The organism is Halosubterraneus shenae, assembly GCF_050510935.1.
GTDB lineage: Archaea > Halobacteriota > Halobacteria > Halobacteriales > Haloferacaceae > JBDGPU01.
The window spans coordinates 508,985-529,029 of the sequence record NZ_JBNLVO010000002.1; the positions used below are offsets into that span (position 1 = coordinate 508,985).

Annotated in this window: 19 protein-coding genes; 12 read left to right on the forward strand and 7 right to left on the reverse strand. The window is 67.0% G+C overall.

All coding sequences use genetic code 11. The features are described 5' to 3' along the window. The first annotated feature begins 124 nt into the window (after positions 1-124). The 3 genes from ACQE3M_RS05745 to ACQE3M_RS05755 all read left to right on the forward strand — a co-directional run bounded on the left by ACQE3M_RS05745 (position 125) and on the right by ACQE3M_RS05755 (position 4,237). Positions 125-1,789 carry a hypothetical protein gene (locus tag ACQE3M_RS05745; RefSeq protein ID WP_430504510.1) on the forward strand — a complete coding sequence of 555 codons (1,665 nt, stop codon included), beginning with the start codon at positions 125-127 and terminating at the stop codon, positions 1,787-1,789. A gap of 115 nt (positions 1,790-1,904) precedes the next feature. After that, positions 1,905-3,080, forward strand: coding sequence for a M24 family metallopeptidase (locus ACQE3M_RS05750; RefSeq protein ID WP_430504511.1), 1,176 nt, complete (start codon positions 1,905-1,907; stop codon positions 3,078-3,080). Beyond that, positions 3,080-4,237 (forward strand): dipeptidase, encoded by a 1,158-nt coding sequence (locus ACQE3M_RS05755; RefSeq protein ID WP_430504512.1) that lies wholly within the window; start codon positions 3,080-3,082, stop codon positions 4,235-4,237. The genes ACQE3M_RS05750 and ACQE3M_RS05755 overlap by 1 nt, the downstream gene beginning before the upstream one ends. Positions 4,238-5,270: 1,033 nt before the next feature. On the opposite strand, the gene ACQE3M_RS05760 is transcribed toward ACQE3M_RS05755, so the two are convergent. Together ACQE3M_RS05760 and ACQE3M_RS05765 are read right to left on the reverse strand one after the other, a co-directional pair. Next, the gene (locus tag ACQE3M_RS05760; protein WP_430504513.1) at positions 5,271-5,813 is read right to left on the reverse strand and encodes a universal stress protein; all 543 of its coding nucleotides are present in this window, start codon (positions 5,811-5,813) and stop codon (positions 5,271-5,273) included. Positions 5,814-5,968: 155 nt separating this feature from the next. Further along, positions 5,969-7,957, reverse strand: coding sequence for a S9 family peptidase (locus tag ACQE3M_RS05765; protein WP_430504514.1), 1,989 nt, complete (start codon positions 7,955-7,957; stop codon positions 5,969-5,971). Between the two features lie 126 nt (positions 7,958-8,083). On the opposite strand from ACQE3M_RS05765, the gene ACQE3M_RS05770 reads away from it, so the two are divergent. From ACQE3M_RS05770 to ACQE3M_RS05795, 6 genes are all read left to right on the forward strand, one after another. Continuing rightward, the gene (locus ACQE3M_RS05770) at positions 8,084-8,776 is read left to right on the forward strand and encodes a metal-dependent transcriptional regulator (RefSeq protein ID WP_430504515.1); all 693 of its coding nucleotides are present in this window, start codon (positions 8,084-8,086) and stop codon (positions 8,774-8,776) included. Between the two features lie 66 nt (positions 8,777-8,842). After that, positions 8,843-9,532 (forward strand): LysE family translocator, encoded by a 690-nt coding sequence (locus ACQE3M_RS05775; RefSeq protein ID WP_430504516.1) that lies wholly within the window; start codon positions 8,843-8,845, stop codon positions 9,530-9,532. Positions 9,533-9,598: 66 nt separating this feature from the next. After that, positions 9,599-9,985: a RidA family protein gene (locus ACQE3M_RS05780; RefSeq protein ID WP_430504517.1), complete on the forward strand. Its 387-nt coding sequence runs from the start codon at positions 9,599-9,601 to the stop codon at positions 9,983-9,985. A gap of 325 nt (positions 9,986-10,310) precedes the next feature. Continuing rightward, the gene (locus tag ACQE3M_RS05785) at positions 10,311-10,943 is read left to right on the forward strand and encodes a hypothetical protein (RefSeq protein ID WP_430504518.1); all 633 of its coding nucleotides are present in this window, start codon (positions 10,311-10,313) and stop codon (positions 10,941-10,943) included. A gap of 216 nt (positions 10,944-11,159) precedes the next feature. After that, positions 11,160-12,206: an NAD(P)-dependent glycerol-1-phosphate dehydrogenase gene (locus ACQE3M_RS05790; RefSeq protein ID WP_430504519.1), complete on the forward strand. Its 1,047-nt coding sequence runs from the start codon at positions 11,160-11,162 to the stop codon at positions 12,204-12,206. Positions 12,207-12,289: 83 nt separating this feature from the next. Continuing rightward, on the forward strand, positions 12,290-12,877 hold the full coding sequence (locus tag ACQE3M_RS05795) for a DUF420 domain-containing protein (protein WP_430504520.1): 588 nt from the start codon (positions 12,290-12,292) through the stop codon (positions 12,875-12,877). A gap of 108 nt (positions 12,878-12,985) precedes the next feature. Here the strand turns inward: ACQE3M_RS05795 and ACQE3M_RS05800 are convergent, their stop codons facing one another. Continuing rightward, positions 12,986-14,179, reverse strand: a complete 1,194-nt coding sequence (locus ACQE3M_RS05800; protein ID WP_430504521.1) for a DUF4382 domain-containing protein — start codon at positions 14,177-14,179, stop codon at positions 12,986-12,988. A 180-nt stretch (positions 14,180-14,359) separates the two neighbouring features. On the opposite strand from ACQE3M_RS05800, the gene ACQE3M_RS05805 reads away from it, so the two are divergent. From ACQE3M_RS05805 to ACQE3M_RS05815, 3 genes are all read left to right on the forward strand, one after another. Continuing rightward, positions 14,360-15,676 (forward strand): M28 family peptidase, encoded by a 1,317-nt coding sequence (locus ACQE3M_RS05805; RefSeq protein WP_430504522.1) that lies wholly within the window; start codon positions 14,360-14,362, stop codon positions 15,674-15,676. 90 nt (positions 15,677-15,766) lie between these two features. Further along, the gene (locus ACQE3M_RS05810; protein ID WP_430504523.1) at positions 15,767-16,531 is read left to right on the forward strand and encodes an NAD(+)/NADH kinase; all 765 of its coding nucleotides are present in this window, start codon (positions 15,767-15,769) and stop codon (positions 16,529-16,531) included. Between the two features lie 61 nt (positions 16,532-16,592). Next, positions 16,593-17,033: a DUF7313 family protein gene (locus ACQE3M_RS05815; RefSeq protein WP_430504524.1), complete on the forward strand. Its 441-nt coding sequence runs from the start codon at positions 16,593-16,595 to the stop codon at positions 17,031-17,033. 638 nt (positions 17,034-17,671) lie between these two features. Here ACQE3M_RS05815 and ACQE3M_RS05820 read toward each other — a convergent pair. Genes ACQE3M_RS05820 through ACQE3M_RS05835 form a run of 4 tightly spaced genes read right to left on the reverse strand, consistent with a single transcriptional unit; the run spans position 17,672 to position 20,045 of the window. Then, the gene (locus ACQE3M_RS05820) at positions 17,672-17,944 is read right to left on the reverse strand and encodes a DUF7314 family protein (RefSeq protein WP_430504525.1); all 273 of its coding nucleotides are present in this window, start codon (positions 17,942-17,944) and stop codon (positions 17,672-17,674) included. After that, the gene (locus ACQE3M_RS05825) at positions 17,937-18,416 is read right to left on the reverse strand and encodes a DUF7315 family membrane protein (RefSeq protein WP_430504526.1); all 480 of its coding nucleotides are present in this window, start codon (positions 18,414-18,416) and stop codon (positions 17,937-17,939) included. The genes ACQE3M_RS05820 and ACQE3M_RS05825 overlap by 8 nt, the downstream gene beginning before the upstream one ends. A 26-nt stretch (positions 18,417-18,442) precedes the next feature. Beyond that, complete coding sequence (locus ACQE3M_RS05830; RefSeq protein ID WP_430504527.1) at positions 18,443-19,231, reverse strand: cytochrome b family protein; 789 nt, start codon at positions 19,229-19,231, stop codon at positions 18,443-18,445. Between the two features lie 4 nt (positions 19,232-19,235). After that, positions 19,236-20,045: a cytochrome b gene (locus tag ACQE3M_RS05835; protein ID WP_430504528.1), complete on the reverse strand. Its 810-nt coding sequence runs from the start codon at positions 20,043-20,045 to the stop codon at positions 19,236-19,238.

The window sequence follows — 20,045 nt, forward strand, 5'->3', positions numbered from 1 at the left end:
AGTAGAAATCTGATAGCGGGCCTGAGGGGAGCGTATGGCGGATTCTGTCGTTTCCTGGGCCTCAAACCTTATTCCGGCGTCGGGCGTCGGCTAGCACACACCGGGCACGTGCCCAGTCCCTCGAATGACTCGTACACAATCGGACATCGAGCGTCAGCCAAGGAGCATCGAGCCACGGACCAGTTTCGCCCTCGCGTTCGCCGTCGTCCTGCTGGTCGCCACGGTCGCCGGACCGGCGGTGCTCCCGGTCGCGGCGACCCAGGACGCCACCGTCTCCGCGGACCCGAACACCCCGGGTAACACGTCGACCCACACCGCGACGCTCACCCCGGATTCGGACGAGAGCGGCTCGTCGCTGAACGGGATCAAAATGGACTACAGCGTGTCCTCGAACCCGGCCGACGTGAGCAACGTCGACCAGTCGGACGTGGTGCGTGCCGTCATCCTGCACGACGACGGCACCTCGACGAGCGTGCTCGACGATCTCAGCGGCGTCAAAGCGTCCAACAACGGGGAGACGGTGAAGTTCAGCTTCGGCGGCAGTTACAACCTGGAGTCGGGCGACTCCGTTCTCATCGAGTACGAGGACGTGCAAAACCCCGACAGCGCCGGTAACTACACCGTCGAGGGCGACCTGAACCCGCAGAGCGTCGAGCGCCCCGCGGAGGCGACGTTGACCATCGAAGAGGCCACGTCGGACAGCACGTCCGACGGCAGCTCCGGTGACGGGTCGACCGACGATACCTCCGACGGCGGATCGACCGACGACTCGACTAGCGATGGATCGACGGACGACACGAACTCGACCAACTCGACCAACACGACGTGGACGGTCGAGGCGGGCGGCGACGGCGACCATTGGATCAACGTCACGCACCCCGAGAACGGGACGAACTTCACGGTCGACATGCCGCGAACCGCCGTCGAGAACGAGACCGGGCTGACGGCGCTCGAGGCCACCGTCACGCCGGACACCAGCCGGAACTTCTCGCTCGTGGTCTCGATCTCGCCGACCGGACCGGAACCGCCCACGGGCGTCGAGGACCCGGCGTACCTCTCTATCCGGGAACCCGACGGGTACGGTCTCGGGACCGTGACCCTCCGCGTCGCGGTCGACCGTGAGGCCTTCGACGTCGACAACGCGAGCCACGTCGCCATCTTCGAGCGCATCGGCAACGACTCGGTCGCCGGCAACGACTCGGCCGCCGGCAACGAATCGGGCGTCGGCGACGGCTGGGGCGACGCGAACGCCACGCTGGTCAACGAGACGAACGAGAGCTACGTGTTCGCGGTGACGACGGACCACCCGACCACCTACGTCGTCGGGGCGAAAACCGCCGTCTACGACGTCCCCAACGCGACGGTCGACGACTCCGCGGTCAAGGCCGACGAGCCGGTCACCGTCGCTGGCACCGTGCGGAACGACGGGCTGCTCGCGGAGCAGACGATGGTGACGCTCCGCCGCAACGGGTCGATCGTCGCCGCCACGACGGTCACCCTCGCGCCGAACGAGAGCCGAACGGTGACGTTCACCGATTCGCCCGCCCCGGGCAACTACAGCTACGCCGTCTCGGGAACGGACGCCGGCTCCATCACGGTGCAGGCGTCCGAGTCCGTCCAGACCGGCGAGGTCGAGGGAGAGCAGCAGAACGTCGAGGCGACGCCCGACGGCTCCGGAGAGACGCCGGCTGCCCAGGGTGGCTCCCCGCTGCCGTCGCCGGTCATGCTCCTGGTCGGCGCGCTGCTGCTGGCCGGGCTCGCGGGAACCGCCGCGTGGGTCCGAACGTAGTCGCGGGACGCCTCGCGGCATCGCCGTTTCTCCGGGGCGGGCGCGGAGCTGTCAATGACCCCCGTGAACGACCGCTTCCCGACGTTTTTACAGGGCGACTCGCCCACCCATGGGTATGGCAACGGAGCTTCCCGACCGCGAGTTCGACGACCGCCTCGCCGAGATACGCACGAAGATCGCCGACAGCGACGCCGACGCCGGCGTCTGGTTCGGCGCGACCAGCATCGAGTACCTCTCCGGGTTCCACCACATCCAGACGGAGCGGCCCGTCGCGCTGGCGGTCACGCAGGACCGCCTCGAGATCACGGTGCCCCGGCTCGAGGTCGAGCGCGTCGAGCCGAACCCCCGCATCGACGCCGTTCACAACTACTTCGACTACCCCGGCGGCAAGCCAATCGAGGTCGTCGCGGAGATGCTCGACGGGCTCGGCGTCGACGCCGTCGCCGCCGACTCCGACGGCGCGCCCGGCGTGATGGGGTACGAGGGGCCGAGCCTCTCCGAGTTCGTCGACGTCGAGGACCAGTCGTGGGTCGACCGCCTGCGCTGGGAGAAGACGGACGCGGAGGTCGACCTCATCCGCGAGTCCGCGAAGTGGGCCAACCTGGGTCACCGCTACCTCGCCGACTACACCGAGGTCGGCGCACATCCCTCGACGGTCTCACAGCGCGCATCGACCGACGCCTCCCGCGCGATGCTCGACACGCTCGGTGACACCTACTCCGTGCGCGTGCGCGGCAGCGGCCCGGTCCACGCCGGCTACATCTCCGGCGAGGAGACCGCGCTCCCGCACGGCCACACGCCGAACGAGCGCCTCTCGGAGGGCGACGTGCTCATCACGGGCGCGTCCGCGAACGTCGACGGCTACAACTCCGAGCTGGAGCGGACGATGTTCGTCGGCGACTACACCGACGAGCAGGAGCACTACTTCGAGCTCATGCTCGAGGCCCAGGACATCGCCATCGACGCGCTCGGCCCGGGCGTCCCCGTCAGCGACGTCGACCAGGCCGTCTGGGACTACTTCGAGGAGCAGGGCATCACCGACCTCGCGCAGCACCACGTCGGCCACAATATCGGGATGGACGGCCACGAGCCGCCGTACATCGACCGCGGCTGGGACGAGCGCTACGACGGCGAGGACGCGACGATGGCGCCCGGCCAGGTGTACACCATCGAGCCCGGTCTCTACACCGAGGAGTTCGGCTACCGCCACTCCGACACCATCGCCATCACCGAGGACGGCGTCGAGTGGCTCACGCACTTCCCGCGCGACATCGACTCGAACACGGTCTGATGGTCGACACCGAGGACTCCGCCGCCACCAACGCCGAGGTCGCCGAGACCGTCGAGGCCGCCGAAGCTGCGGCCGACGTGGTCGACGCCGTGCCGGTAATCGACGGCCACAACGACACCCTGCTGCGGTGTACGGACGACGAGCGCCGCGCGGAGAAGTCGGCAGCGGTCAGTGAGGAAGTCCCCGGCGTCGACGAGGCGTTCCTCGAGCGCGACGGCGGCCACCTCGACCTGCCGCGGGCCCTCGAATCGCCGCTCGCGGTGGGGATCTTCGCGTCGTTCGTCCCGTCGAGCGCGGACCCGAACACCGAGCCGGTCGACGTCCACGACGGCGAGCTCCCGGCGGCCATCGACCCCGAGGTCGCGGAACGGGTCGTCCTCGACCAGCTGAGTGCGCTGAACCGCTGGGCCCGCGCGAGCGACGCGTTCCGGATCGTCGAGGACATCGACGACCTGGACGACTGCCTGGACGGGGAGTCGCTCGGCGCCATCGCGCACGTCGAGGGCGCCGCGGCCATCGCTCCGGACCTCTCGAACCTCGACCTGCTGTACGCGGCCGGCCTGCGCTCGGTCGGGATCACCTGGTCGCGCCCGAACCAGTTCGGCAACGGCGTCCCCTTCGTCCACGACGCCAGCCCCGACACCGGCGACGGGCTCACCGACGCCGGCCACGATCTCGTCCGCGCCTGCGACGAGCGCGGCATCCTCGTCGACTGCGCGCACCTGAACGAGGCCGGCTTCTGGGACGTCGTCGAGGCGTCCGCGAACCCGCCGGTCGTGAGTCACACCGGCGCGCACGCGGTCTGTCCCGCGACGCGCAACCTCACCGACGAGCAGCTGGCGGCCATCGGCGATGAGAACGGCCTCGTCGGCCTGACGTTCGGGACCGGCTTCCTGCATCCCGAGGGCGACTCGGACGACGACATGCCGGTCGAGATCATGGTCGACCACATCGACCACTTCGTCGAGCAGGCCGGGATCGACTGCGTTGGGCTGGGCTCGGACTTCGACGGCGCGGGCATCCCCGAGGCCATCGGCGACGTTCGCGGCCTAAACGTCTTGCTGGACGCGCTTCGCGACCGTGGCTACTCCGAGGAGGAGATCGAGGCGATCGCCTATCGAAACTGGCGCCGCGTCTTCGCGAACGTCTGGAGCTGAATAGCCGATTTTAGAGGGGCTGTTCCTCGTTTTCTTGGCTAAGGAGTATTTGGTGGCTCTCGTCTTGAGGACTGGTGTACAGAGGCAGAGGCTGTGCTCCATACGGTACCGCCGATTCCTCGAAGGCCCTCGGCCGCTCTTACTTATAAACTGTATTTAAAGGTGCAGACGCTGCTGCACTTGACAGCACCGCAAACACCCAGAAAGCCCTCGGCCGCTCGCGGTCGCTCCGCGACATATCCGCGCTCTCCGCCTCGGAAGACGGTCCGGGCTTCCGTTGCGTCTACGACGGACGGGTCCGGGCTGCGACTTCCGGCCCCTCGTTTGCTCCGCTCACGAGGACACCGCCGCGGCGCGCCACCGGCCTCCCTCGCACGCGTTGCTCGCGCGCGCCAACCGCACCGCGACCGCTCGGCAACCGCCGCTCACGACGCCCGGCCACCACTCCCGGGCGGGACTGAAAGGGGCAGCCGCTGAGCGGGACGCCCTGCGATGCAAGCACCGGAACTCGGCGAGCGAACGGAGTGAGCGAGCCGGGTGAGGAGCGCAGCGAGCAGCGCGACCGCTCAGCGGCTGGGGCTTTCGAAGCATGCTGAGCGGTGTCGCAAGCGCCGATCGAGAATCTTGTTTATAAATGCGACCGCTCGGCGGCTGGGGCTTTCTGGGTGTGCCGAGTGGTGTCGCAAGCGCCGATAGCGAATCTTGTTTATAAATGCGACTGCTCCGCAACTGGGGTTTCCGAGCCTGCTGAGCGGTTTCAGCAACGAAGCCAGCCAAGCCCATTTATAAGCGAGACTACTCAGCGGCTGGAGCTTTCGAGAAGTATCGAGTGGAGTTGCCAGCGACGAGTACCGAACAACCGGATAGCGCACACCGATCGGAGATTTCGCGCGATACCGAGACCCGCTCCTGGGGAGATTCACGGCCACGGACGACGGTTCATGCGCCACTGACCAGACGTCCGGCAACCCACGCAGAAAACGAAACTACGACAAAAAGCGACGACGCAGCTGGGGGAGAAACCGCGAGACAGTCAGACCTCGTCGGGCCCGACGATCAGCACGGGGACGTCGGCGCGGCGCTGGACGCGGGCGGGCAGCGTGTCCGGGTTCAGGACGCGCTCCATCCCGGTCGGCTTCGCGGAGCCGACGACGATCAGGTCCGCGTCGTGCGCGTTCGCGAAGTCGAGTACCTCATCGTGGTCGCGGCCGTAGCGGAACCACTTCTCGACGTCGACGCCGAGCTCCGCGCCGTGCGCGGCGACCTCGTCGACCGCGGCCTCGCCCGAATCCTCCTGCCGCTCGACGAGGATGTCCCACTCGCGAGTGGTGTCGACGACGTATAGCGCGTCGACGTCGGCGCCGTGCGCCTGTGCGACCGCGAGACCGGTTTCCGCGGCCGCGCGGCCGGCCGCCGTCTCGTCCGTGACGACGGCGACGCGGTCGAACAGGCCGGCCGCGGCCGCCAGCTCCGCCTCGTTCGAGTCGATCGTCGGCTCCGCTGTCCCGTGGTTCTCGGTTCCCTGGTGACTACTCGCTCCCTGCTGACCGTCCGGTTTGCGTTCGACGTTTGCCATTGGACTACGACGCTCCTGTTCGTTAATTACGCCTCTATCCTTATGAAACTATTTGACACGTACGACTATTATCATTATTGTCTCTAGCGATAGTCGGACGGATCGGCACGCCGACGGGCAAAGAGTGGTCGTTCGTTTATCGAATCGCCGGAACGCTACGGGTTCGTCCCGACGTGCTCGCCGAGGAAGTCGGCGATGCGCTCGAACTGCTCGATCCGGTTCTCGCGGCTGGTCGTGTGGTGCCCCTCGTCGTCGAAGATGCAGGACTCGACGGGGATGCCGCGCTCCTCCAGCTCCGCGACGATCTGTTCGGCCTCGCCGACGGGGACGCGCGGGTCGTTCGCGCCGTGCTGGACGAAGAGGGGGCACTCGATCCGGTCCGTGCGGTGGATCGGGCTGATCCGCTCGAGGAGCTCTTTGTTCTCGAGCGCGCCGTACTCCTGCTCGCGGTGGGAGCGCCGCCACTCGCCCGTGTTCTCGAGGAACGTCTCGAAGTTCGCGATGCCGACGAAGTCGACGGCCGCGGCCCATAGCTCCGGGTACTCCGTGATCGCCGCGAGCACCATGAACCCGCCGTAGGAGCGCCCGTAGGCGACGACGCGGTCCGTGTCGACCGCGGGCTGGTCGCCGAGCCAGTCGACGGCGGCCTTGACGTCGCGCACGGAGTCCATCCGGTTCCCGCGGTCGTCGAGGTGCGTGTACGCCTTGCCGTAGCCGGACGACCCGCGGACGTTCGGCTCCAGGACGGCGTACCCCTGTCGGAGGAAGAACTGCTTCGTGGGGTTGAACCACGGCCGCCGCTGGTGTTCGGGCCCGCCATGAATGTCGACGATGACCGGGACGTCGGCCTCGGCGGGATCGTCGGCACCGGCTGCGTCGCTGGCGCCCGCGACGCCCGGCGGCAGCGTCCAGTAGGCCGGGATCTCCCGGCCGTCGAACGTCTCGTAGCGAACGACCGCCGGCGCGGCGAACGTGCTCTGCGGGAGGCCGAGCGTCCCGTGGTCGGCCCAGGGCCGAACCGGGGTGCGCTGCTCGTCGAACACCTCGTCGTCGGCCTCGCCGTCGACCGAGCCGTCGTGGTCCACGGCCGTCTCGCCGTCGACGGCGACGATACGGTACGGGCGGTCGCTCGCGGCGTGGGTAACTGCGAGGCGCTCGGCCGCCGGGGCCCACTCCAGCTCGGAGACGACGCCGGGGTCCGCGGCGGTCGCGCCGACCGGCGGGCGAGCCGTAACCGACACCGTCGTCGGCGCGGTCAGCTCGCCGACGACGAGCTCGGAGTACCCGTCGACGTTCGTCGTGTACGCCACGCGGCCCGTGTCGCGGTCGAGCGCGTAGCCGTCGACGTTCCAGCTGTCGCGGTCCGCGACGACGTCGAGGGCGTCGTCGGCCGCGCCGGGCTCGCGGTCGTCGTCGTCGTCCGCGACGGCGTCGAGGTCGAACCGCCCGAGGACGGTGTGGTCGCCGGGCTGGTTCGTGCGGACGTAGAGCCCGCCGTCCGGGCCAAAGGTCGGGTCCTCGTAGCGGGCGTCCTCGTCGACGTTTACCTGAGTGGTCTCGCCGGAATCGAGATCGAGGACGTAGAGGTCCTGCGCGAAGCTCGCGCGGGCGTCGACGAGGGCGAGCCGGTCACCGTCGGGGCCCCACGCGGCGACCGAGAGGAAGCCGCCCTCGCCCTCGTGGACGACGTCGCTCTGGGCGGCCGTCTCGTCCCGGCGCTGGACGTGGACGTCGAACGTGTCGTCCGCGCGCCGGTTCGCGGCGTAGGCGAAGCGGTCGCCGTCGGGGGCCCAGCACCCCCACGAGTGGATCGAGTCCGGGTCGCGGGTGAGGTCGGTCTCCTCGCCGGTTTCGAGGTCGTACAGGAACAGCTGGTCGCGCTCGTTGCTCCCCTGGTCCATCCCGAAGATGGCCTCTCGGCGGGTTGGCGAGGCCGAGACGAAGGAGACGCGCTCGTCGTGGCCGGTCAGGCGCTCGGGGGCGGCGTCGGCGTCCTCGCGTCGCCAGACGTCCGGCGACCCGGTCGTATCGGCGAGGTAACAGAGCGTGCCGTCGACCGTGATGGAGGGGTGGTCCGCGGCGTCGATGCCCAGATAGCGTGCAACGGGGTAGTTGGCGAGACTGGAGTCGGAATCACTCGGCATACAGGAGGGCGACCGGGCTCCCACCTAAACCCTCGCCAGCGCGTCGTGATTGCCGGCACTCCGACCCCCCCACCGAGAGGTATCGACCCGGTAGCTATTTGCCGCGGAAACCGCTAACCCGAACGAATGCTCAGTGACGTCATGGAGGACTACCTCAAGGCGGTGTACGTCCTCCAGAGCGAGGAGGGCCCACCAGTCTCCACGTCGTCGGTCGCGGACTACCTCGAGAAGACGCCGCCGACCGTCACGGACATGCTGGGCAAACTCGAGGACCGCGGCCTCCTGGATCGCGAGCCGTACAAGGGCGTCGAGCTGACTCCGGAGGGCGAGGCCGTCGCGCTCGAGATCGTCCGGCATCACCGACTCCTCGAAGCCTACCTCGCGGAGCACCTCGATTACGACTGGAGCGAGGTCCACGACGAGGCGGACCGGCTGGAACACCACATCTCCGAGGAGTTCGAGCGCCGCGTCGCCGAGGCGCTCGGCCAGCCGGACGTCGATCCTCACGGCGACCCGATCCCGGGTGCGGACCTCGAGCCCATCGAGGAGGCCGGCGCGGAGCGGCTCCACGCCGCCGAGGAGGGCGACCGCGTCGTCGTCGCCCGCGTCTCCGACCGCGACGACGAGGAACTGGACTACCTCGCCGACGCGGGCGTCACGCCGGGCACGGAGATCGAGGTCGTCGACGTCGCGCCCTTCGGGATGGTTACCGTCGAAACGCCCGAGGGCGAGCAGAGCCTCCCCGAGACCGTCGCCCGCTCGATCCGGGTGCGGCCGACCGAGGAGAGCGACGAGGAACCCGCCGAAGCCGACGCCTGACTGTTTCCGACCCTTCTCGATACCGCCATCGTCGACTTTTTCTCGCCACCTGTCCTCCCCAGCAACGTGTCACTGCTCACGACCGTCGTCGCCGGCGTGGCCTTCGGCCTCGCGCTGGCAGCGCCGCCGGGCCCGATGAACGCCATCATCGCCGAGGAGTCGGTCCTGCGGAGCTGGTCGGCTGGCTTCCGGGCCGGCCTCGGCGCCGCGACCGCCGACGCCGTCTTCTTCGTCCTCGCGCTGCTGGGCGTCGTCGCGTTCGTCGAGTCGCTGCCGACGCTCCGCGGCGCCATGGTCGGCGTCGGCGGCTGCCTCATGCTCTACTTCGCGTACGGCGCGGCCCGCGGCGCACGCTCGACGTTCCGGCCGACGTCCGGCGAGGCCCCTATCCTCGAGGAGAGTAAGGGGTTCCGCAAGGCGTTCGCGCTCGCGCTGACGAACCCCTACCAGATCCTCTTCTGGCTCACGGTCGGCGTCGGCCTGCTGGAGCCGGGCGAGCTCGACGTGCTCGCGACGCTACCGGTCGTCGGCAGCGACCTCGCCGGGACGTTCGTCGTTGCGACCGGCTCACCGGCGCTCATCGGCGGGTTCTTCGCCGGCATCGGGCTGTGGATCACGGGCTTCCCCGCGGCGCTCGTCGCGGCCGAGCGCCGGATGGAGCGGCTCGCGCCGCTCGTCGCCGCCGGTTCGGCGCTGGTGCTGGCAGCGTTCGGCGTGGGCTTCCTCTATGACGCGGCGACGACGCTGCTCGTGTGAGCGCTCGCCACCGACGGATCTGGCGGCCCTTCCACGCTTTTGCGACCGTCTGCCGACGGATCGCTCATGCCGGAGTACATCCACACCGACGACGCACCGACGTTCGATGCGGACGAGGTCCCGCTCTCGCAGGCGACGGTCCACGACGACACGGTCTACGTCTCGGGTCAGGTCGGTATCGATCCGGAGACGGGCGAGATGGTCGACGGGGGTGTCGAGGCGGAGGCGCGGCAGGCGCTGGAGAACGCCGAGGCGATCCTCGACGCCGCGGGCTCCTCGCTGGACGACGTCGTCAAGGCGACCGTGTTCCTGAACGACGTGGACGACTTCGAGACGGTCAATCAGGTGTACGGGGAGTTCCTGCCGGAACCGTACCCGGCCCGGAGCGCGTTCGAGGTCGGCGACCTGGCGGCGTCGCTCGCCGTCGAGATCGAAGTAATTGCTGAAGCATAAGCTGGCCCCGTCGACCGATAGCTGAGCCGAACGTCTATTTTGTTTTGAGAAATGGTTGGGTTCCTAGTTTATCGTCGTTTAAAATTACTGATTGAGGGATTTGTACGTGACAACCCCGCAGAACAGTGTTGTCAGCACGTATAACAGATGTAATTGCCCAGCGAGCTGCACTGGAAGGGTGCTGGGCAGTATATTCAGTATCATGATGACCAAAACCGCGCCAATCAGGGCAATTCCTGACATAGAAGCAAATAATGGTCTAAGATAGATAAACAATTTGACTATTAGCCTTAGAACTAATGTACTTAGTTCTAGAGATAAGACAATGAGCGATTTCGACTGGGTTGACCGTGATCGAGGAATCCTCACCAAACGGGACAGACAGTTTCTTAGAGGTGACCTCGACGATGAACTGAACGATAATCAGCGATACCAGAAACGCTACCAAATCAGACAGCGGATTCGAAACGCTATGTTTGACTTCCATATCATGTATCGTGCTTTGCCACGTCGTGACATCTCCATGCTATGGGATGGAACAGACGACTGGATATACCGTTCACAGGCGCAACGACAGCGAGGAGATGCGCCGCCATATCCTGAGATACCTCTTTTGGGCCGGTGCTGGAGAGATCTGATAGCACTTTTTGTATACGCTCAGATCATCACGGGAATTCCCGAGGCAGAGAGTTTTGTTCAGTGGACTATAGAGGAGGGTGTCGACAAAGCCGTCCGGCGGCATACACTGGAGAACTACAATATGTTCCGAGAGGTTGACTCTACGCTCGACTGGGGAACAGGAGACGCCTACAACTTGATGGATTATCTTCAGCATGTCGGCCAGCAAATACCAGACGATTCAGATGAGGCAGAGGAGTACTTATTGGACTTACAGCGTGACGAGTATCTTCAGAGCCATCATGTTACCTATCTATTCAATACATACGTTGATAGTTGACATCCACAACAAACCCTAGACCGAGAAACAAAGGTACTAGCTTGTAACCCAGGCACAGGAACCTAAAAAACCGATCGTGGCACTCCACCTACCTCGTCAAACCGTAACGTAGTCTTCCGCCGCCAAATTAATTCGAGGCGCGATAAAGGCTCTCACAATTATCAGCGACTCACCCGCATGGACAACGCCTTTTAAGGGTCGTCACGACCCTCCGGTATGTTCGAGAAGTCGACGTGGATCAAGCTGCCGCGGAGCGTGCTGCTTGGCCACGGGATGATCGACGAGCTCGGCGCGGCGGTCGAGGACCTCTATCTCTCCGGGCGGCCGCTGATCGTGACGAGCCCGACGCCGAACGAGGTCGCCGGCGATCGCGTGCGCGCGCAGTTCGACGACCCGGCGACCGCCGTCGTCGACGAGGCCTCCTTCGACGCCGTCGAGGAGCTCATCGACACGGCCGAGGCCGTCGACCCGGGCTACCTCGTCGCGCTCGGCGGCGGAAAACCCATCGACACGGCGAAGATGGCCGCCGACCACCTGAACGTCGGCTTCGTCTCGGTGCCGACGGCGGCCTCCCACGACGGGATCGTCTCCGGGCGCTCCTCGATCCCCGAGGGCGACACGCGCCACTCAGTCGCCGCCGACCCACCGCTCGCGGTCATCGCCGATACGGACATCCTCGTCGACGCACCCTGGGAGCTGACGACCGCGGGCTGTGCGGACATCATCTCCAACTACACCGCCGTGAAGGACTGGCGGCTCGCGCGGCGACTCCGGAACGCGGAGTACAGCGAGTACGCCGGCGCGCTCTCGGAGATGACCGCGGAGCTGCTCGTCGCCAGCGCCGACTCGATCAAGCCCGGCCTCGAGGAGTCGGCGTGGATCGTCGGGAAAGCGCTCGTCTCCTCCGGCGTCGCGATGTCCATCGCCGGCTCCTCGCGGCCCGCCTCCGGCGCGGAGCACCTCTTCTCCCACCAGCTGGACCGCATCGCGCCCGGCGAGGCGCTGCACGGCCACCAGGCGGGCGTTGGCTCGATCATGACCGAGTACCTCCACAGCGGCGAGGACGGCCAGTGGACGGCCATCCGCGACGCGCTCGCCGCCATCGACGCGCCGACGACGGCCGACGAACTCGGCGTCAGCGACGAGGACGTCATCGAGGCGCTCACCTCGGCCCACGAGATCCGCGACCGGTACACGATCCTCTCGGGCGGCGTCAACGAGGAGGCCGCCATCGAGGTCGCGACGACGACGGGCGTGATATAAGCGGGACGCAGGATCCGGCAGCCGGATTCCCAGTCCCTGCAACGAACCGAAGACGAATTACCCCGCCAGCCACTCCTGTCGGTATGGCAGACTCCGGCGTCCGCGCGTTCGCGAAGGCGCGGCCGAAAGCGGTGACGGCGCTCCTGACAGTCGTCGGGTACAGCATCGTTCTCGGCGTGTTCCTCGTGCCCGAGTTCGCGGCGCTGTTCCCCGACCTGAGCCGCGAGACGATTAATTTCCTGACGCACGCCATCGCAGTCGTCAACACCACGACGGTCGTCACGCTGAGTCTCGGCTGGTACTGGATCCGGCAGGGCGAGGTCCGCAAGCACCGCGCCGCGATGGCGACGTCGTTCGGGCTCATTATCCTGTTCCTCGGCATCTACGTCCCGCGCGTCGCCGGCGGCGGCACGAAGTACTTCGAGGGCCCGCAGCTCGTCTACTACGCGTACGCGGTGATGCTGGCGATCCACATCCTCCTGTCCATCCTCGCGGTGCCCGTCGTTATCTACGCCATCGTCCTCGGGCTCACACACACGCCCCACGAGCTCCGGACCGAGACCCCCCACGCTCGCGTCGGCCGCATCGCCGCGGGCGCGTGGCTCCTCTCGCTCGTCCTCGGCGTCGTCACGTACGTCCTGCTGAACCACGTCTACGGGTACACGTACTGAGGCGTCGCTGGCGACGGTGGCTATTTAAAAACGTCCGCAAAAATCGACCCGCTCGGTCCGCCCGCCCGGTTCGGGTGCGGCCTGCCCTTCACCCGCGAACGAGCCGCCCTAGCTCTCCTCGTCGAACTCGACTTCGAGCTTGGCCTCCGCGCCGTCGGCCTCGATCTCGACCTCGAGTTTCTCCGTCTCGGGGACCTCGAACGTCAGTTCCCCGTTCGCGTCGGTCGTGCCGACGCCCTCGCCGTTCACTTCGACGGTCGCGTTCTCGACCGCGGAGTCGTTACGAGTGACGCGGACGGTGGCGTTCTCGCCCTGCGTGACGTTGCCGACGAAGGAGGCGTTCAGGTCGGTCGCATCCTCCTCGTCAGTTCCCTGCTCGTCCTCTTCGGCATCGTCAGCGTCATCGCCTTCCTCGTCGGCCGTCTCGTCGTCTCCTTCGTCCGCCTCGTCCTCGCCGAACTCGAGTTCGAGTTCGCCCTCGGCGCCCTCGTGCTCGACCTCGAACTCGACCTCCTCGGCGTCGGGGATGGTGACGGTCAGCTGGCCGCTGGCGTCGGTGGTCCCGACGGTCTCGTCGTTCATCTCGACGGTCGCGTTGGCGACGGCGCTCCCGTTCCGCGTCACCGTGAGCGTCGCGTTCTCGCCCCGGACCGGCTCCTCGTCGAACTCGATGGTGAGTTCGTCCTCCTCGTCATCCTCGTCGACGTCGCGGATCGGCACGTCAGTGCCGGACTGGCTGATCACCGGCTTGAGGATGTACTTCCCGCTGTTGCCGGCCTTGTGGACGGCGATGTCGAAGACGAAGTTCGTCTCGGAGCCGTTCTCGACCGTGAACCCCTTGGTGATCTGGAGCTTCTCGCTCGGGAGCTTCACGTTGACCTGCTCGCCGTTCTGGAGGGTGGCGTTCACCTCGCCGACGTGGACGAAGACCTTCGTGTAGTTCCCGTTCGAGAGGTTGAACGACTGCATCAGTGTCGCGTTCGCGCCCTTCAGCTCCGTCAGGTCGGCGGTGCGGTTGTCGACGTCGTACTCCTCCCAGCCACCGCCGTCGCTGCTGGCTTTCTCGAAGCCGACCTTGGTGATGGTGACGTTGAGATGCTGGAAGTCGTCGATCGCGTTCTCCTCGTCGCTGATGTAGAAGTTGACCGTGCCCGCGTCGGTCGCGGTCGTGCCCGTGCCCGCATCGGTCGCGGTCGTGTCCGCGGAACCGCCGTCGGTGCCCGTGCCCGGGACGCCGCCGGCGCAGCCGGCGATAAGCAGCATGCCGACCACGAGCAGCGTCTGGATGGGTTTCGAGTTCATACACGCCGTGCAACGAACCAGGGACAGTTATAAAGCCGCGATCGTCGATCCGGATTTTCGCCGTTTAACCCGGTTTTTGCGCTTCCATCCCCGGAATGTCGGGCGGTTCGCTCCCGCGACTCCCCGTGCCAGCTCTCCGCCACCGAAACCCTTAGCGACGAGCCCGGACCACCCTCGGCCATGGCAGACTGGATCGGCGAGACGTTCACGAGCACCGCTGGCTGGGACCTCCTCGAGGACCTCGTCAGTATCGACAACCGAATGGCCGGCTCCCCGGGCGAAGGGGAGGCCCTGGAGCTGACGCGTGACGCGCTCGCCGACGCCGGCGCGCGCGACGCGCGCATCGAGTCCTTCGACGTCCAGGGCTGGACCCGCGGCGACAGCCACGTCGCCGTCGACGGCGACCGCGTCGCCGACGCGGCCCACGAGTGCATCGCGCTGCCGCGCAGCCCGGACGGAACCGCGAGCGGCGAGCTCGTCGACCTCGGCTACGGGCTGCCCGAGGACTTCGAGCAGGACGTCGAGGGGAAGGTCGTGATGGTCTCCTCGACGGTCCCGGACCACGCCGATCGCTTCATCCACCGCCGCGAGAAGTACTTCTACGCCGTCGAGAACGGCGCGGCCGCGTTCGTGTTCAAGAACCACGTCGAGGGGCAGCTGCCCCCGACCGGTAGCGTCGGCAGCGAGGCCTCGCCAATCGGCGGGATTCCCGCGGTCGGCGTCTCCGCCGAGACCGGCGCGCGCCTCCTCCGCGAGTACGAGGGCGAGGAAGCGACCGTCGCCGTCGACTGCGAGGCCCCGGACGCGGAGAGCGGGAACGCCGTCGCGGAGCTCGGGCCCGACACCGAGGAGTACGTGATCCTCTCGAGCCACGTCGACGCCCACGACATCGCCGAGGGCGCGATGGACAACGGCGCCGGGACGGCCACGATCGTCGAGGTCGCCAACGCGCTCGCCGCCCGCGAGGACGACCTCGACACGCGCGTCAAGCTAATCGCCTACGGCGCCGAGGAGGTCGGCCTGATCGGCTCGTCGGTCGAGGCCGACCGCGCGGACCACGACGCGATCAAGGCGATCGTCAACGTCGACAGCAACGTTTACGGCCGGACCCTCAAGCTCGACTACCACGACTTCGACGAGCTGAAAGCCGCCGCCGACCGCCTGTCGGAGCGGTTCGACCACCCGGTCGCGGGCGACCACGAGCTCGTCCCCCACAGCGACCACTGGCCCTTCGTCCAGGACGGCGTGCCGGGGTACATGGTCTCCGGCGAGACGGACGAGGAGGGGCGCGGCTGGGGCCACACCCATGCCGACACCCTCGACAAGCTGGAACCCCGCAACCTGCGCGAGCAGGCCATCCTCCTGACGTCGCTCGTCGTCGACCTCGCCGGCGGGGACGTGACGACCGAGCCTCGCGATCCCGACGCCATCGCGGCTCAGCTCGAGGCCGAGGACAAGGCCGAAGGCATGAAGATCACCGGCGACTGGCCGTTCTAGGCCCGACCCGCCCGGGCGTACCCCTCTCGGTAACCGCCCGACGCTACCGCTCCCGGGGGCTTTTTCCGGGTGCCCCACGGAGGCTCGCGCATGGAGCAGCCGGGGCTGGACGTCGCCGTCGTCGGACCGGAAGTAGGTGTACGCTCGATCCTCCACGAGTCGGGCGTCCACGTTGTTGACGCGGACGCCGCGGACGTCGCCGCCGCGGACGTCGCCGACGCGGATGTCGCCGACGCGGACGCCGCGGACGTCGTCGTCGCGGTCGGCGAGGACGCGCTCGTGGACGTCGCGCGCGCTGATTCGGGCGCCGCTATTTTACCGGTGGGCCTCGGCGAGGCCTACTTCGCCGCGCCGAAACAGCACGCCAGGCAGGCCGTTCGGGAGCTGCTCGACGGCGAGCACTGGACCGTCGAGCATCCGGTCGTCTCCGTCGCGGTCGCTGGCGAGAACGCCGGTGAGGCCGTCCTCGACGTCTCCCTCGTGACGACCGAGCCCGCGCGCATCTCGGAGTACGCCGTCGCGCACGACGACGAGCACGTGTCGGCGTTCCGCGCGGACGCCGCCGTCGTGGCCACGCCGGCCGGCAGCACGGGGTACACGAGAGCCGCTGGTGGCTCCGTGCTCACGCCGGGGACGGGGCTCGTCGTCGTCCCCGTCGCCCCCTTCACGACGCAGACGGACTCGTGGGTCCTCGCGGACGACCTCACGGTGACCGTCGAGCGCGAGGAGGAGCCCGTCGAGCTCGTTCTCGACGGCGATTCGTGGGGGACGGTGCCGGTGCAGGAGCCGATCGACGTCGCGATCGACCGGCACGTCGAGTTCGTCCGGACGCCGGCGACGGTCTCCCGGGACTGAGCCCCCCTGTTCCGGAGCGGGATTGGAAAAACTCTAATGAGTGCTGCCCCGATACCCCAGTATGGATCCACTGCAGTTCCTCGTGCCCCTCGGCTGGATCGAGGTGGTCGGGCCGATGCTGCCGTTCGCGATACTCGTCATGGCGGTCGCGAACGTGGTCACGCGGCATCTCGCTCACAACCAGCACGTCGAGCAGGCCAAGGAGCGCGACGAGATCGACCAGTACTTCCCGCACGCGTTCACGAACTTCGGGCTGTTGATCGTGTGTCTGCTCTTCACGATACATCACGTCACCGGCGGCGCCATCCTCTCGATCATCGTGCTCACGATGGTCATCGCCGACCTCTTCGAGTTCGAGGCCCGCAACGTGGAAGCGCGCAACGACCTCGAGGTCGAGAAGCCGAAAAGCTCCATCTTCACCTCCGGCCTCGTGCTCGTCTGGACCGCGTACTACGCCCTCGTCGCCGCCAACCTCCCGTTCTGGGAGGCGATCTTCGCCTGACGAGGCCGCTTTCCTTTTTGTTTGATTCATACTCAACTCGTCCGCAGCGATGCTTTTGGACAGGACTCGGCCAGTGAGAGGTTCGTCGTTCGAAGGATTCTCGCACGTCCTCCGTCGCTCTCGTTTATAAGTCGTTGTTACCAGTCCAGCCGCTGCTGCGCTCGACAGCATCGCAACACTGGGAACCCCTTCGCCCGCACGCGTTGCTCGCGCCCCATTGCACCCGCGCCGCGAACGTCTGCCGGCCGCCGGTCGCGACGCCCGGCCACCACTCCGGGGCGGGACTGAAAGGGGCAGCCGCTGCGCGGGACGCCCTGCGACGCCAGCACCACAGCCAGCGAACGAGCGAAGCGAGTGAGCTGGCGAGGCGCGCAGCGAGCAGCGCGACCGGTCAGCGGCTGGGGCTTTCTACGTGTGCCCAGTGGTGTCGATCGCGACGATAGCCGACTTTATTTATAAGCACGACCGCGCGGCGGCTGAGCTTTCGAGGCATATCGAGCGTCGGCGCTGGCGGCGACGCCAAGCTAATCGAAGGGAGCGGGGCGCTCGGACGTGCCCATTCAGTCACGGAGGTCGCCCGCGACTAATTGAAACGCAGCGACGAAGGAACGGCGAGGAGAAAACGAACTACCCGCAGCTTATTCGGCGGCTTCGCCGGCGCTTGCACGACGAATCTCCCGAGCCGCCGGGATGAGGACCCAGAACGTGATCGGGCCCAGCAGCATCAGGTAGAAGGACAGGTCGCTGGCGAAGATGCCCACGGCGTCGTACATCGTCTCCGGTTCGGGCGGTGCCACGGTGAGCTGTTGGATCCGTTCGAACGACGGCGTGCGGTACCAGCCCCCGAAGATGATCCACCCGAGCGCACCGAGCATCCAGAGGGCGAACCCCTTCATGAACTCGTCAGCCATTATCGGATCCTTCGCGGGAGTCCTCTTGAGACTTTCCCATTCCCTGGGCGCGGAACCGCGTCCCGACGACGTACACCACGGCGCCGCCGGCGATCAACGAGAGCCCGCCCAGCGCCAGCAACGCCGTCAGCACGTCCTGACTCGGCACGAGCCCGACCGTCGACAGGATGGCAACGACGACCGATCGGAGAAGGCTCACCTGTAGCGTCGCGGCGTCGATGAGGATGAACCCGAGAATGAACCCGACGACGGCGATGAGCGTCGAGAACACCGTGATCGTCTTGTACAGGCGCAGCGGGACGACGACCTCGCGGCCACCGGGGCCCTCGCGGGGCCCCTCCGGCTCGATGGGGCCGGCTGACGACGCGGTATCCGTCGGGGACGCGGCGTCCGCCTGCGACGCGGCGTCCGTCGTGGTCGAGACGTCGCTATCCGACGGTGCATCGTCGTGTTCGGAGGGATCGTCGTCCATGAGGAAAACGCCGCGGAGTGGCCCGGTTACTTCGGCGGGCGGAGGCGGTAGTACCGCTTGTTGAGGTCGTACATGTACCCTTCCCGCATCGTCTTCAGCGCGGCGTACGTCAGCACGCCGCCCAGGAGGGGCAGCATGAACGTCAGACTGAACAGCAGCTCCAGCTCGATGCTGAAGAAGTTCTGGATGGCCAGCAGCGCCAGGGTGATCGAGAGGATGGTCCCCATCACGCCGACGGCCGCCCAGAACGGCTGCTCGACCGGGCGCCGAGCGCTCCCCTTGTTGAGGAACGGGACGACCGTGATGGCGCCGAAGATGATGCCGTGCGTGACGATGCCGTACAGCTGGTCGGAGAGGAGCAGCTCGCCGCCCAGCACCTCGAGCGCGGGATTCGCCGGGTTCAGCTTCAGCAGGCCGAACGACCAGTAGAGGTACCAGTCAGGCAGGATGATCGCCGGCGTCTTCGACGGGTTCGCGGGGGCCATGAACTCCGGGGGCAGTGCGGCGGAGATGAGGATGATCATCCCGACGAAGAAGCTCGTGATCGCCAGGTTGCGGATCATCTCGTGGGGCCACGTCGGGAAGCCGAGGACGTCGCGCTCGACGTACGTCGACTCCTGCCGCAGGTTCTGGTCCTCACGTCGCGAGCGCTCGAAGTACTCGTAGGTGAGCCGGGAGAGCCCCTGCGAGCGCTCCTTGCGCTCGCTCCAGGTGGGCGTCTCGTCGTCCGGGGGCACCGTCGCCGGTGGGCCGCCGTCCGCGCGCGCTTCCTCGTCCGTGCCGCCATCCGTTGCGGCGGTAGGGTCGTCGCTCATTGTCTTAGTGCGGTTCCGCGATGCCCTGCACCCAGACGATGCCGACGTGGACGGCGATGAGGCCGGTCACGATGAACGGGAGCAGGAACACGTGCATGATGTACATTCGCACCAGCGTCGCCTGGCCGAGCGTGAAGCCGCCGAACATCAGCTGGGCGGCCCACTCGCCGACGATGGGCGTCGACAGCGCCATCTGGACGCCGATCTGTGCCGCCCAGAAGGACAGCTGGTACCACGGCAGCAGGTAGCCGGAGTACCCGAACAGCAGCGTCAGTGCGATGAGAACGATACCGAGCACCCAGTTGACCTCGCGGGGCTCCTTGTACGCGCCCGTGAAGTAGACGCGCAGCATGTGGAGGAACACGGCCGCGACCATGATCTGGGCCGCCCACCGGTGGATCGACCGCAGCATGTAGCCGAACTGGACCGTCTTCATGATCTCCTTCACGGAGATGTACGCGGCGGTCGGGTCGCCGGCCGCGGCGGCGCCCGCCGTCGACGGCGAGTAGTAGAAGCCGAGCAACGCGCCCGACACTGCGGCCACCAGATAGGCGATGATCGACAGGGAGCCGAGCGAGTAGAGGGGGTACCAGTACCAGAACTTGTTGTCGAGGTCGTACTGCTCCGTGTGGCTCTTCGGCATCTGGAGGTTGACCCGGTAGTAGAGGGTCTCCAGCAGCTCCAGATAGTCGACGATGCGGAGCCGCTTGTCCATCCAGATCAGGACGGTGAGGAAGGTGGTCTCAACCGGCGTGAGGTCCTTCTCCTCGAGCCAGGCGTGATGGTCGAAGTCGTCTTTCTTTTCGAGACTCAT